The sequence below is a fragment of the Novosphingobium sp. genome (assembly GCF_019748365.1).
In the GTDB taxonomy this organism is placed as follows: Bacteria; Pseudomonadota; Alphaproteobacteria; order Sphingomonadales; family Sphingomonadaceae; genus Novosphingobium.
The window spans coordinates 1-12,543 of record NZ_JAIEPN010000071.1; the positions used below are offsets into that span (position 1 = coordinate 1).

Annotated in this window: 14 protein-coding genes; 5 read left to right on the forward strand and 9 right to left on the reverse strand. The window is 63.4% G+C overall.

Annotated elements, in window-relative coordinates:
• The first annotated feature begins 292 nt into the window (after positions 1-292).
• From K5Q19_RS09415 to K5Q19_RS09430, 4 genes are read left to right on the forward strand one after another with little or no spacing between them, the layout of a single operon-like run.
• Positions 293-1,147, forward strand: a complete 855-nt coding sequence (locus K5Q19_RS09415; RefSeq protein ID WP_060978302.1) for a sulfurtransferase/chromate resistance protein — start codon at positions 293-295, stop codon at positions 1,145-1,147.
• Complete coding sequence (gene chrA / locus K5Q19_RS09420) at positions 1,144-2,556, forward strand: chromate efflux transporter (RefSeq protein WP_060978301.1); 1,413 nt, start codon at positions 1,144-1,146, stop codon at positions 2,554-2,556. Before K5Q19_RS09415 ends, chrA begins: the two co-directional genes overlap by 4 nt.
• Positions 2,553-3,476 carry a DUF1259 domain-containing protein gene (locus K5Q19_RS09425; protein WP_208597921.1) on the forward strand — a complete coding sequence of 308 codons (924 nt, stop codon included), beginning with the start codon at positions 2,553-2,555 and terminating at the stop codon, positions 3,474-3,476. Before chrA ends, K5Q19_RS09425 begins: the two co-directional genes overlap by 4 nt.
• Positions 3,477-3,485: 9 nt before the next feature.
• Positions 3,486-4,466 carry a hypothetical protein gene (locus tag K5Q19_RS09430; RefSeq protein WP_060978300.1) on the forward strand — a complete coding sequence of 327 codons (981 nt, stop codon included), beginning with the start codon at positions 3,486-3,488 and terminating at the stop codon, positions 4,464-4,466.
• Between the two features lie 12 nt (positions 4,467-4,478).
• On the opposite strand, the gene K5Q19_RS09435 is transcribed toward K5Q19_RS09430, so the two are convergent.
• The 9 genes from K5Q19_RS09435 to K5Q19_RS09475 form a co-directional block, all read right to left on the reverse strand.
• Positions 4,479-4,745 (reverse strand): metal-sensing transcriptional repressor, encoded by a 267-nt coding sequence (locus tag K5Q19_RS09435; protein WP_060978299.1) that lies wholly within the window; start codon positions 4,743-4,745, stop codon positions 4,479-4,481.
• Between the two features lie 13 nt (positions 4,746-4,758).
• Complete coding sequence (locus K5Q19_RS09440; RefSeq protein ID WP_060978298.1) at positions 4,759-5,634, reverse strand: nickel/cobalt efflux transporter; 876 nt, start codon at positions 5,632-5,634, stop codon at positions 4,759-4,761.
• Between the two features lie 127 nt (positions 5,635-5,761).
• On the reverse strand, positions 5,762-6,052 hold the full coding sequence (locus K5Q19_RS09445; RefSeq protein ID WP_060978297.1) for a hypothetical protein: 291 nt from the start codon (positions 6,050-6,052) through the stop codon (positions 5,762-5,764).
• Positions 6,053-6,319: 267 nt separating this feature from the next.
• The gene (locus K5Q19_RS09450) at positions 6,320-7,246 is read right to left on the reverse strand and encodes a DUF4198 domain-containing protein (RefSeq protein WP_223811304.1); all 927 of its coding nucleotides are present in this window, start codon (positions 7,244-7,246) and stop codon (positions 6,320-6,322) included.
• Positions 7,247-7,255: 9 nt separating this feature from the next.
• Positions 7,256-7,780, reverse strand: a complete 525-nt coding sequence (locus tag K5Q19_RS09455; RefSeq protein ID WP_060978296.1) for a DUF2271 domain-containing protein — start codon at positions 7,778-7,780, stop codon at positions 7,256-7,258.
• 150 nt (positions 7,781-7,930) lie between these two features.
• Positions 7,931-9,247, reverse strand: coding sequence for a histidinol dehydrogenase (hisD, locus tag K5Q19_RS09460; protein WP_060978295.1), 1,317 nt, complete (start codon positions 9,245-9,247; stop codon positions 7,931-7,933).
• A 63-nt stretch (positions 9,248-9,310) separates the two neighbouring features.
• A complete protein-coding gene (locus tag K5Q19_RS09465; RefSeq protein WP_060978294.1) occupies positions 9,311-9,751 on the reverse strand; it encodes a YqaA family protein in 441 nt (146 codons plus the stop codon).
• Positions 9,752-9,785: 34 nt separating this feature from the next.
• Entirely contained in the window at positions 9,786-10,481 is a 696-nt protein-coding gene (locus K5Q19_RS09470) for a VIT family protein (protein ID WP_060978293.1), read from the reverse strand.
• A 119-nt stretch (positions 10,482-10,600) separates the two neighbouring features.
• Positions 10,601-12,103: a cation-translocating P-type ATPase gene (locus K5Q19_RS09475; protein ID WP_292944038.1), complete on the reverse strand. Its 1,503-nt coding sequence runs from the start codon at positions 12,101-12,103 to the stop codon at positions 10,601-10,603.
• A 117-nt stretch (positions 12,104-12,220) separates the two neighbouring features.
• Between K5Q19_RS09475 and K5Q19_RS09480 the strand changes: the two genes are divergently transcribed.
• On the forward strand, positions 12,221-12,543 hold a 323-nt coding region (locus K5Q19_RS09480), incomplete at its 3' end, for a transposase (RefSeq protein ID WP_292944041.1).

Below are 12,543 nucleotides of genomic sequence, written 5' to 3' on the forward strand. Positions count from 1 at the left end.
TGGTGCCCCAAGGCGGACGAAAGCGATGAATATGAATCGCCGCTTCTACTACCCTAGAGCCGCCATTTAACGCAAATGATCGCCTTCCTTCGTCCCCGGATTGCCCCCAGCGCTATGACCTAAAGGAATCGTTTTACTCATCCGTCGAGGAACGATCACCCTGCGGCAAACCATCACATCGAAAGGATTGACCGTCCATGCGGCATTTGCCATGATTTGAATATGGGGATCGCGGTCTCCCCACGAGGCGACAGGCTCAAGAATCGCGTCCTACTTTCAACAAGGACGCATCATGTCTGTTCTCAACACGATCTCACCGGATAAACTCGTTCGCTTGGTCGGTATTCCGACCGGGCCTGTTTTGATCGACGTTCGACCCGAGGAGGAATTCTCGGCCGAACCGCTGCTGATCCCTGGATCGTTGCGAAGGTCCGCCAGCGATGTCAGCGCCTGGGCACGAGCATTCCACGGCCAGTCGGTCGTTGTTGCTTGTCGGGACGGTGGATCGCTGAGCCAAGGCGTCGCCGCCCGGCTGCGCCACGACGGCGTGTCAGCGGAGGCGCTGGAGGGCGGTGTGGCCGGATGGGCGAACTCTGGTCTTCCAATGGTGCCGAACACCGTGCTGCCGCCCCGCGATGCCGAGGGACGGACCGTCTGGGTGACGCGCGGTCGCCCCAAGGTGGACCGGATCGCCTGCCCGTGGCTGATCCGCCGCTTCATCGATCCGAGCGCGATCTTCCTGTTCGTGGCGCCCTCCGAGGTTCAGGGCGTCGCCGAGCGCTTTGGCGCCGCTCCCTTCGACATCGAAGGCGAAGGCGTCACTTGGAGCCATCGGGGTGAGCTATGCACCTTCGACGTCATGGTCGAGGCATTCGGCCTCAGCGGTCATGAGTCACTCAAACGCCTCGCGCCGATCGTGCGCGGTGCCGATACCGGCCGCCCCGACCTCGTGCCCGAAGCGGACGGGTTGCTTGCCGCCTCGCTCGGCCTGTCGCGCATGTATGCCGACGATCAGGAACAGCTCGAGGCCGGGATGCTCCTCTACGACGCCTTCTATCGCTGGTGCCGCGACGCGACCGACGAAACCCATAATTGGGTCTCGCACCAGCCCGCGAAAGCCCGCGCCAAAGCGCAGGTGCGGCCATGAGCGGCGCGGTGACGGAACTGCCCGTAGGCAGCGAAGCAGGCACGCCGGATCACGGCATCACATTTGGTGAAGCCGTGCGCGTCTGGGCGCGGATCGCATCGCTGAGCTTCGGCGGCCCCGCTGGCCAGATCGCGGTAATGCACCGCATCCTCGTCGAGGAGAAGCACTGGATCGGTGAGGAGCGCTTTCTGCACGCGCTCAACTATTGCATGTTGCTGCCCGGCCCCGAAGCGCAGCAGCTTGCCGCCTATATCGGCTGGCTGCTTCACAAGACCAAGGGCGGTCTGGTCGCAGGCGGACTGTTCGTGCTGCCCGGCTTCCTCGCAATCCTGGGCCTCAGTTATCTCTATGTGCTGCTCGGCCATGTGCCGCTGATCACCGGGTTGTTCTTCGGCTTGAAGGCGGCGGTCCTCGCGGTGGTGATCCAGGCGGTGGTGCGGGTCGGATCGCGTGCTCTCAAGAACAACGTCATGCGCGGGATCGCGGCGGCCGCCTTTGTCGCGATCTTTTTCCTCAATGCGCCTTTTCCGCTGATCGTCCTAGCGGCGGGCATCGGCGGCTATGTCGGCGGACGGCTGGGCTTGTCGGCCTTCAAGGGCGGCGGCGGACATGGGAGCGCGGGCGGGAATGTCGTCCATGACCGCGATACCGCGCTCGGCGAAAGCCTGCCGGATCATGCCAAGCCCAACCTTGGCTGGTCGCTCAAGATTTCCGGGACATTCCTGTTCCTTTGGCTCGCGCCGGTCATCGCGCTGCTGGTGCTTCTCGGCCCCGATGACGTGTTCACGCGCATCGCAACCTTCTTCAGCCAGATGGCGATGGTTACATTCGGCGGCGCTTATGCCGTGCTGGCTTATGTCGCGCAGGAAGCGGTAGGCACCTATCATTGGCTCAGGCCCGGCGAGATGCTCGACGGCCTTGGCCTGGCCGAGACGACGCCGGGGCCGCTGATCATGGTCACGCAGTTCGTCGGCTTCCTCGCGGCGTTTCGCGATGCGGGCGCATTGCCGCAATTGGTCGCGGCCACGCTGGGCGCGATCCTGACGACATGGGTGACGTTCATGCCCTGCTTCCTGTGGATCTTCGCGGGTGCGCCGTTCGTCGAGCAGTTGCGCGGCAACCGGACGCTCTCGGCCGCACTCAGCGCGATCACGGCGGCCGTCGTGGGCGTGATCCTCAACCTTGCCGTCTGGTTTGCGATCCACACCTTGTTCCAGGACGTGCGGGTGGTCCGGGTCGCGCGGTTCGCCTTCGACTTCCCGGTTCTGACCTCGCTTTACCTCCCGGCGGCGCTGCTGGCCGCCGGCGCCGCGATAGCCGTGTTCCGGTTCAAGGTCGGGATGATCCCGGTCCTCGCGGCAAGTTCCGCGATCGGTGCGGCCCTCTATCTGTCAGGCGTGGTCCAATGATCCCGCTGCTGCTCAAGGAGATCATGATGAAGCGTATCACCACGTTCGGCCTGTTGGGGCTTCTCGCTCTGAGTTCGCCCGCATTGGCGGCTGAACCCTGGGAACAGGCGGTCGCCACCGCCATCGGCAAACCGGGCGCCGAGATGCCGGGCGGTGTCTATCGCATCGGCCTGCCGCGCAGCGACCTGCATGTGGTGCTCGACGGCGTGACCTTGAAACCGGCGCTGGCGCTCGGCTCCTGGCTGGCGTTCGTACCGCATGGCGGGGGTCAGGCGATGGTCATGGGCGATCTGGTGCTCACCGATACCGAAGTGAATCCGGTGATGGCCAAGCTTGTCGCCGGCGGAATCGAGATCACCGCGCTCCACAACCATCTGCTGCGGAACACACCCCACACCATGTATATGCACATCGCCGGGCATGGCGATCCGGCGCAACTCGCCAAGGTGCTGCACGATGCGCTGGCGCTGAGCGGCACGCCCTTGTCCGCGCCTCCGGCGGCAAGCCCCGCCGCGCCGGAGACGATCGACCTCGACACCGCCGCGCTCGACCGCATCATGGGCCACAAGGGCAAGATCGGCGGCGGCGTCTATGCATTCGGCATTCCCCGTGCCGAGGCACCGCGCGATGGTGGGATGGCGTTACCGCCCGCGATGGGCGCGGCCATCGCCATCAACTTCCAGCCAACCGGCGGCGGCAAGGCGGCGATCACCGGCGACTTCGTGCTGACAGCGTCGGAGGTCAATCCGGTGCTGCGCGAGTTGCGGCAGAACGGGATCGAGGTGACGGCGCTCCACAACCACATGCTCGACGACGAGCCGCGCCTGTTCTTCATGCACTTCTGGGCCAATGACGACGCGCAGAAGCTCGCGCGCGGGTTGACCGCCGCGCTCAGCCATGTCGCGGTCGCGGCGAACTAGGGCGCAGCGATGAAACCCTGGAGGGGATGTGCAGCGGCACTGCTGCTGGCGCTGCCGGGGTGCAGCCAGGCACAACCGACCGATCCGCACTCCCCTCTCGTGCTGGAGCGAACGATCTCGCTCCCCGACACCAGGGGGCGCATCGACCATCTGGCGGTCGATCTGGCGGACCATCGGCTGTTCGTTGCCGAGATCGCCAACGGCACGGTCGATGAGGTCGATCTTGAGGCCGGCAAGGTCATCGGCCGCATCGCCGGCCTTGGCGAACCGCAGGGCGTCGCCTGGCTTCCGGCGACCCACGAATTGGTGGTCGCCTGCGGTGACGGCTCGGTCCGCTTCTATGACACAGAGCTTCACGAGCGGGCGCGGATCGCGCTTGAGGACGATGCCGACAATGTGCGGGTCGATCCGCGCAACGGCCATGTCATCGTCGGCTATGGCAAGGGCGGCCTCGCCACGATCGATCCCGTCCGTCACACGGTTCTCGCCCGATTGGCGCTGCCCGGCCATCCGGAGGGGTTTCGGCTGTCCGGATCGCGCGCCTATATCAATATCCCCGATGACGGCTCGGTGATCGCGGCCGACATCGACCAGGGAAAACAACTGGCACGCTGGCCGACCGGACTGCACCGGCTTAACTTCCCGATGGCGGTCGAGCCGTCAGGCAACCGGATCGTGATCGCCTATCGGCTCCCGGCGGCGCTGGCGACGATCGATACAGCGAGCGGCCAAACGCTCTCCCTCGGATCAGCTTGCGGTGATGCCGACGATCTATTCCTGGTGCGCGATCATATCCTGCTGGTCTGCGGCGCCGGCCATGTCGATGTGATCGGCGCCGATGGACAGAGCGCGTGGGCGCAAACTGCTGGCGGCGCACGCACCGGGCTCTATGTGCCGGAGCTGGACCGATTGTTCGTGGCGGTTCCGGCCCATGGTCATCCCGCCGCGATCTGGGCGCTCAAACTGAATCTCGCGCAGCCCCAGCGCTGAAGCACGGCGGCGTCAGAGATATTTGGCCAGTTCACCCAGCTTAGCCAGTTCGTCGCGCGTCGCCTTGGGCAACGGCCCGACCAGTTCCTCCAGATGATGTTCGATATGATCGCTGACCAGCAGTGTCTTGGTCTTGTCGAGCGCAGCGACCACCGCCTGCATCTGCTGCGCGATCTGGAGGCCGTCCCGGCCTTCGGCAACCATTTCGACGATCTTGGCGAGATGGCCCTGCGCGCGCTTCAGGCGGTTGAGAAGATCGGGATTGGCGGCATGGCTCATGCAAATGTCCTGCTCAATGCGGTAGCGCGATCCATCCGTGAACGGCGACATAGAGGCCGACGATCAGGATGACCCCACCCGAAACATAGGGCGCCTTGCGGACGATCTCGCCAAAACCGCTCCAGCGCTTCGTCACCTGCTTGACGCTGATCGCGGCGATGACGCCCGACGCGACCATGGTGATGGCAAGCCCGATGCTAAAGCACAACACCAGCACGGCGCCCAGCGCGAGCCGCTGGAGCTGGAGGCAGAGCAGCAGCACGGTGATCGCGCCCGGGCATGGGATCAGACCGCCGGTCAGGCCGAACAGGATGATCTGGCCGGTGGTGACATTGCTGTTCGCGAAGCGGCGCCGGATGTCCTCTGCATGGGCCATTTCGTGCGCATCGACAAAGCCGCCGGTCGCAACCTCCAGGCCGCGTTCCTCGGCTTCCTCGAATTCTTCATGTTCATGGTGGTCGTGATCGCCGTGATGATTATGCCCGTGGCCGTGGGAGTGGCCGTGATGGTGCCCATGATCGTGGTGATAGTGTTCGGCTGCAATCTGCTCGCGGCGGGTGCGCCATAGCATCCAGGCGGCGATCACGACGATCAGCACGCCGGATGCGAGCTGGAAATAGGGTTCGGTCGCTTCCGCGTTGAGGCCGCCGAACAGCCACATGCCGCCGAGCGCCACGACCCAGACCACGACCGTATGGGAGAGCGTCGCCGCCAAACCCAGCAGCACGGCCTGGCGCACTGTTCCCCTGACCGCGATGATGAAGGCCGCCATCATCGTCTTCGAATGGCCCGGTTCGAGCCCGTGCAGCGCGCCGAGCAAGATGGCGGTAGGCACAAACAGCCACGCATGGGCGGCGCTTTGTTGAAGCAGGTCTGCAAGAGAGGTCATGGCGTGGCGTTTAGCATGAGCTTTCGCATCATCCCATCCCCCTGGATAGGATATTTATCGATAAACGAACCTTATTGTGTTCTGGAGATTACTCCTCATCGCCTGATGAGCATCGGCGCCCGCTGGCTCAATCTACAAGTAGCGCGAGATTGCCTTGAAACCCTCGATCGCCCTGTTCGAGGGCGATCGGCGGTTCGCGGTGGTGGTCCGCTTGCCGGATGCCCAGCGCGACGATCTTGAAACGCTTGGCGTCATCCCGGTCATGCTGCCGGCGGCCGAAGGCCAGGCTGGTGCTGCCGGCGATTACGGCTTGGACAGCCCGCCTGAAGATCGGTCCCATGCCAAAGGCCAAGTTGGCGACCTCGTAGGCAAACGCAATGCCGGTGCCCGGATGGGCATCGGCATTGTGATCCAGCAAATATCAAGCCGGTCAGACTGCACCGTCCCTTCGGAATGCTGGTCGCGGATACGTAGCCAGAATCTCCGCAATCGATTTGAACTCCATGACCGTCATCGATCGCCGTTGTCACTACGCTGGCGTAGCAAAGGCGGTTTATAGGTCATTTTCGGCGGAAACCAACGGTATGTGGTGACCCGCGATGATGAACACTACATTTACGCTGTAACACCGCCCTAATGCTTGCACATTCGAATCAATTCGGATGGGCCGCCGCCGCAGTCGAGTCTATGACGGAAGAACTTCGACAGTCATGGAATAAGACGATCGTGGCCGCGGTGGCGCAATCGGGCGCGGTGCTCCTTCGCCTCCGGGCAGATTACCAGCAGCCAGTGGCTGTTCAGCCTTGGCACTGGCTTGGGGCGCAGAACCACCGGGGCCGGCCGCGCTCCGTCCACCGCCGCTGGCGACGTTTACCCACCACATACCGGCGTCCGGCCAAGTGATCGTGACCTTGCCCTCGGCATCGGTCGTGAGATCAAGCTGCTGAATGCCATCGCGATAGCGAACGCCACCGTTTACCGCGCTCACGGAAAGGTCGGCCGCCGGCTTGCCATCAAGCAGGAACTGGAAAGTGGCAGCCTCGCCGCTCGCCAGTTCGGTAGGGTGCGTAACCGGAACCATCTCAAGTCCCTTGCCGGTCGGCTTGAAAACCGCGGTGGTCGGCTCTCCAGCGGTCGCAAAGGTCTCGATGCGGCTCGTATTGACCGCGCTCCATACATCGGTCGCCCCGGCGGGCACAGCTTGAGCGAGCGTTGCAGGCGTGGTCCCGCGCGGAAGCATCTTCCGTTCTCCGTTCAGCAGGTAGCTGCCGCTCACCGATTCAGAAACGATTGCGATCTTGTAGGTGCCGGGCTGCACGACATGGACATCGAAAGTCTGACGCAGGCGGCCCTTCGCGCTGTTCTCGACCGCTACCTTGCTGCCATCCGGCGCGAGCGCGAACGGTTCCCAATTCTGCACGGCGTGATCGAAATAATAGAGGTCCGTCGATAGGGCCGCATCGACCGTCAGCCATTCGTCGCCGCTACCGACGAACATGGTCTCGGAAGGAAGCATCCACGACCGGGGCGCTGCCTCGACAGCGATCGGCGCAAGCGCGGCTCCCATGGCGAGGGCCGACAGGATCGACGTGCGGATCATCTTCACAGGCATAGCTCCCCCTTAACGCCGGGCGTTCAGTGAGACGCGGCCAAGCTCGAACTTGCCGCTCGTCGATGCAGTTGCCTGGGTTCCCGACCAGGTGAAGGGCAGACGCACCGCTTCGCGTCCACCGGCCTCGCGTGCTGCTTCGACGACGAGGACATAGTTCCCCGGTGTCAGCGCGGGCATACCTCCCCGACCGGCGGTGAAGCTGAGCGTATGCGATCCGGCCGGACGGGTTGCGCCGCTCACGCCGTCGGCAGGAACACTGAGCATTCGTCCGGCAGCACGCCACCAAAGACGCACGTCGCGCAGCCATTTGGCGCCCGCATTGTTGCGCTTGTCGACATCATAGAGAATGCTGAGGGTCCGGGGAGCGCTGCCCGCCTTCTCCAGCCAGACCGCCACATAGGGGCGATGATATTCGGCAACCGACAATCGCGGCAGCGTGAACGAAAGGTCAATCGTCTGCGCGCCAGCTGGCGTTACCCCAAAGCCGCTTGAGCCGAGAGCCGCCGCAGTCAATCCCGTCAAGCGAAAACGCATGCATATATCCCTGATTTCGATTGCTTCTAAGAAGCCCAAGGTCCAATTCAACATCACCCACGTAGCGCAAACAATTCGCATTCGCAACAAAAGGGACTTGCGTTCATCAATATTGCATCGTCAAATGGGAAGAGCGCATGTTCGTGCACCTTAACTCCGATTGTAAGAACGGCTATTCCATTCAAGACGGCGACCCACAGATGCAGCATGGGCGGGCAGTCCTTCAGCCTCGGCAAGGGTCACGGCTGCACGACCGAGTTCTCGTAAAGCCCGTTCGTCCAGCTCGATAACGCTGGTGCGCTTCATGAAATCAAGCACCGATAGTCCTGAGGCGAACCGCGCCCGGCGCCCTGTTGGCAGGACGTGATTGGGGCCAGCGATATAGTCGCCGATAGCTTCCGGCGTATGCTGGCCGAGAAAGACCGAGCCAGCATGTGCGACACGGTCAAAAAGATGGCGAGGTCGAGGGGTGGCGATCTGGAGATGTTCGGGCGCAAGCGCATCGATGAGTGGTATGGCATCGTCGAGAGCAGGGACGACAATGATCGCGCCATGCGCTTCCCACGAGGAACGCGCCACCGCCGAAGTGGCGAGGGTGCCGAGTTGCACTTCGACCGCCGCAGCGACGTGGTCGGCGAAGGCCCGATCGTTGGTGATGAGGATCGACTGGCTCGTCGGATCATGTTCGGCCTGACTGAGAAGGTCGGCGGCGATGCAATCCGCATCGTTCGCTCCATCCGCCAGGACGACAATCTCGGATGGACCCGCGACCATGTCGATTCCCACGACACCGTAAACCTGCCGCTTGGCTTCGGCGACCCAGGCATTGCCCGGACCGGTGATGACATCGACGCGTGGGATCGACCCAGTGCCGTAAGCCAGCGCGGCGACCGCTTGTGCACCGCCAATCGGACGCACCTCGTCAATGCCGGCGAGGTAGGCCGCCGCCAGCACCAGCGGGTTGGCGATGCCATCGGGCATCGGGGTCGCCATCACCACGCGACTTACGCCCGCAACGGCGGCAGGAATCGCGTTCATCAGCACCGATGAGGGATAAGTGGCTCGGCCCCCCGGCACATAGATACCGGCGCTTTCCACTGCCCGCCATCGCGCGCCGAGCCGGACGCCAGCACCGTCCACATAGTCGCTGTCCGTGGGCAACTGCCTTTCATGGTAGGTGGCAATCCGCCGCGCGGCAAGTTCCAGGGCCATACGCAAGTCAGGGTCGAGGTCGCGGAACACCCTCTCGCAAACGTCGCGGCCGATCGTCCATCCGGTCTGGTCGAGGTCGTGCCGATCCCACTTCCAAGTATAGGCGCGCAACGCATCGTCGCCGTCCCGGCGAACAGCCGCGATCACCTCGCGCACGACCACCGAGACATCCTCGTCGGCTTCGCGCCGCGCTTCCACCAGTGCGTCAAAATCCAATTTGAAATCAGGGGCGTCCGCAAAAAATCTTCGAACCATGCTTCACACTTCCACTTGTTGGGCGCTGAATTTGGTGAGGCGACACGCAGCAGCTTTCGCAGATTACCGCACAGCCTCGACCGCGATCAGCAGCACGGCATAGCGCCCGCCTTTGGCCAGCAACACCAGCGGCAGGAAGACCCGTAAAGGCGTGCGTAGCAATCCGGCCGCAAAGGTTAGCGGATCTCCTACAATCGGCGCCCAGGAAAGCAGGAGAGACCATTTGCCCCACCGGGCATACCAGCAAACGGCCTTCTCGACCGTGGCGGCCTTGAACGGAAACCAGCGCCGGTCGCGCAGCCGTTCGAAACCGCGTCCGAGCAGCCAATTGAAAAGCGAACCGAGCGTGTTTCCTGCCGTCGCACTTAACAGCAGCAGGAGCAGATCGTATCGCCCACTGATCGCCATCGCCGAGAGCAGGATTTCGGACTGTGCAGGCAGCAGGGTCGCGGCGACGAACGCTGTCACGAACAACCCGGCATAGGGCGCCGCTATAGCGATCATCGCGATCGACAGAAGGCATAGCGGTTCGCATCCTTCACTGCACAGTCGTGCCGAACAGGTGGCCGATGCCCGCCGTGGCTGCCAGCGCGATCGCGCCCCAGAAGGTCACCCGCACCGCGCCACGCCACATCGACGCGCCGCCTGCCCTTGCGCCGATCGCGCCGAGAATGGCGAGGAGGACGAGCGTCGCGATCGTGATTGCGATGACCAGCGAGGCGCGCGGGACCACGCCGACCATTAACACCGGTATGATCGCACCTGCGCAGAAGGTTGCCGCCGACGCCAGTGCCGCCTGGATCGGCCGTGCCGCCAATTCGGACGTGATGCCAAGCTCGTCACGCATGTGCGCGCCGACCGGATCGCTGCGCATCAACTGCTCGGCGACCTGGACGGCGAGGTCGGGTGCAAGCCCGCGCGCTTCATAGACAGCGGCCAGTTCGCGGCGTTCCTCCTCGGGGTCTGATGCATGTTCGCGCGTTTCGCGCAGCCGGTCGGAGCCTTCGACATCGGCCTGACTGCTCACCGAGACATACTCACCCGCCGCCATCGAGATTGCGCCGGCGATAAGCGCTGCGACGCCGGTCAGCATTACCGTCGACGAACTCGTCTGGGCCGAAGCGATGCCGACCACCAGGCTGGAGGTTGAAATGATGCCGTCATTAGCGCCGAGCACTGCCGCTCGCAGCCAGCCGACCCGCTGCACCAGATGCCGTTCGCTCGGATGTCGCATGCCTCAGTCTCCCTGCCTCGTTCGCGATGGGCATCCAGTGAGACGCCCATGGCGCGGACTGTTTCCGCACTTATGCCCGAAGGACTCAGCACTCGGTGGCCAACGCCGAGACCCCTCCATCATGCTTCCGCAATCCTGACGCGCAGAAGCTTGACCGAATTAAGGAACACGAGAACGTCTGGTCCCAGATGGATGAACGCCGCCTGGATTGGTCCAATCCAGCCCATGAGCGCGGCGGTGATGCCAAGCACATGGACCACTCCGACACCGACCCAGAGATTTTCCTGGACGGTCCGATAGGCGCGACGCGCGATAGTGCGCGCGCCAACAATCTTGCCGAGGTCGTCGGTCATCAGTGCGATGTCAGCGGCTTCCAACGCCGCCTGCGTGCCGCCGCCGCCCATGGCGATGCCAATGTCGGCACGCGCGAGTGCCGGCGCGTCGTTGACGCCGTCACCCACCATCGCAACCTTATAGCCGCGCTTCTGCAAGTCGGCGATCATGGCGACTTTGTCTTCGGGCATCAGGTCGGCCTTGACCTCATCGACACCCAAGTCTCTCGCAATCGCGTTAGCAGTCGTCTGATTGTCGCCGGTCAGCATGACGATATGTCTGACGCCATTTTCCTTCAAAGCGGCGATGGCTTCTCGCGCCCCTGGGCGCAGCGTATCGGCGATGAAGATGATCCCGCAAAACCGGCCGTCAACCGCGACGTGGACGGGCGTGCGATCCCGATCTTCGACAGCATAGGCGATGGACACGCCGTTCTCGCGAAGTAAAGCCGGATTACCTACGAGAACGGTTCTGCCTTCCACGGTCGCCCTAACGCCTCGACCCTGAACCTGCTCGTAGTTTTCCGGTTCCGGCACTGTGATTCCGTCCTCGGCGGCCGCCTCGACCACCGCCTTGGCCAAAGGGTGGGCTGAGCGGCGATCGGCGGCGGCCGCGATCCGCAGCAGTGTCGTTTCCGAAAAATCTGGATTGGTCACCTTGACGTCGACCACTAACGGCTTGTTGGCGGTCAGCGTGCCGGTCTTGTCAAAGGCGATCGCGTCTGCCTTGGCGAGTTGCTCAAGATAGAGCCCGCCCTTGATGAGAATGCCGCTGCGAGCAGCCCTGGCAATCGCGGCGATCATGACGATCGGCGTCGCCAGGCCAAGCTCTGCCGGCGAGGTGAAGATCAACAAGGTCACGATCTTGGAGACGTCGCGCGTCACCAGAAAAACGACGATCAGGAAGACGAACACGACCGGGATCAGCCATCCCGCGACCTTGTCGGCCAGCTTCTGCACGGGGGCAGCCTCGGCTTCGGCATTTTCGACCAGCGCGATGATGCGGGAGAAGATCGTATCGCCGCCGACCTTTTCGGTTCGGATGTCGAGCGCGCCGGCTTCAACGATGGTGCCGGCGAACACCTCTGCACCCTCCGTCTTGTCCTGGGGGACGCTTTCACCGGTGATCGGTGCCTGGTTGACCGAGGCTCGCCCGCCGACGACCACGCCATCGACCGGGATTTTCTCGCCGGTTCGCGCGAGGACGATGTTGCCCGCCTTGAGCGCCGCGATCGGCACCGTGCGCTCCGACCCGTAGCACATTGGGAAGCTGCTCTTTTCAGGCAGCATTTGCCTTGATGGAGACAAGGGCGCGTAGCGCCCGTCGGCTTCATCAAGGCGGCCATGATCGGCCTGCAGGTCTCTAAAGTGAAGTTGTCGACTCAACACTTCGGAGACTGACCGACCATGACCAAGCGTAGTTCTACTCCCGCCGATGCCGTGCTGGTAGCCATCGACATGTCCAAGTATCGTCAGGAGGTCCTGATCGAGCGACCGGAAGGCGGTCGCCGCCGCCGCATGACTGTCATGGCGACCAAGGCCGACTACGATCGATTGGCGGACGACCTTTCTGCAATTGGCCGCCCGATTGTCGTCGGCTTCGAAGCTACCGGCAACTACCACCGTACACTGGCGCACAGGCTGCTTTCCGCGGGTTTCGAGCTGCGCCTAATTTCGTCGGTCGCATTGGCCCGGACACGCGAAGCGCTTCACAATGGCTGGGACAAGAA

Coding starts and splice junctions, on each gene's coding strand:
- K5Q19_RS09465 (WP_060978294.1), bottom strand. CDS start 9,751: ATGATCGCTATAGCGGCGCCCTATGCCGGGTTGTTCGTGACAGCGTTC.
- K5Q19_RS09430 (WP_060978300.1), top strand. CDS start 3,486: ATGAAACCCTGGAGGGGATGTGCAGCGGCACTGCTGCTGGCGCTGCCG.
- K5Q19_RS09470 (WP_060978293.1), bottom strand. CDS start 10,481: ATGCGACATCCGAGCGAACGGCATCTGGTGCAGCGGGTCGGCTGGCTG.
- K5Q19_RS09475 (WP_292944038.1), bottom strand. CDS start 12,103: ATGCTGCCTGAAAAGAGCAGCTTCCCAATGTGCTACGGGTCGGAGCGC.
- chrA (WP_060978301.1), top strand. CDS start 1,144: ATGAGCGGCGCGGTGACGGAACTGCCCGTAGGCAGCGAAGCAGGCACG.
- K5Q19_RS09425 (WP_208597921.1), top strand. CDS start 2,553: ATGATCCCGCTGCTGCTCAAGGAGATCATGATGAAGCGTATCACCACG.
- hisD (WP_060978295.1), bottom strand. CDS start 9,247: ATGGTTCGAAGATTTTTTGCGGACGCCCCTGATTTCAAATTGGATTTT.
- K5Q19_RS09450 (WP_223811304.1), bottom strand. CDS start 7,246: ATGCCTGTGAAGATGATCCGCACGTCGATCCTGTCGGCCCTCGCCATG.
- K5Q19_RS09435 (WP_060978299.1), bottom strand. CDS start 4,745: ATGAGCCATGCCGCCAATCCCGATCTTCTCAACCGCCTGAAGCGCGCG.
- K5Q19_RS09455 (WP_060978296.1), bottom strand. CDS start 7,780: ATGCGTTTTCGCTTGACGGGATTGACTGCGGCGGCTCTCGGCTCAAGC.
- K5Q19_RS09415 (WP_060978302.1), top strand. CDS start 293: ATGTCTGTTCTCAACACGATCTCACCGGATAAACTCGTTCGCTTGGTC.
- K5Q19_RS09440 (WP_060978298.1), bottom strand. CDS start 5,634: ATGACCTCTCTTGCAGACCTGCTTCAACAAAGCGCCGCCCATGCGTGG.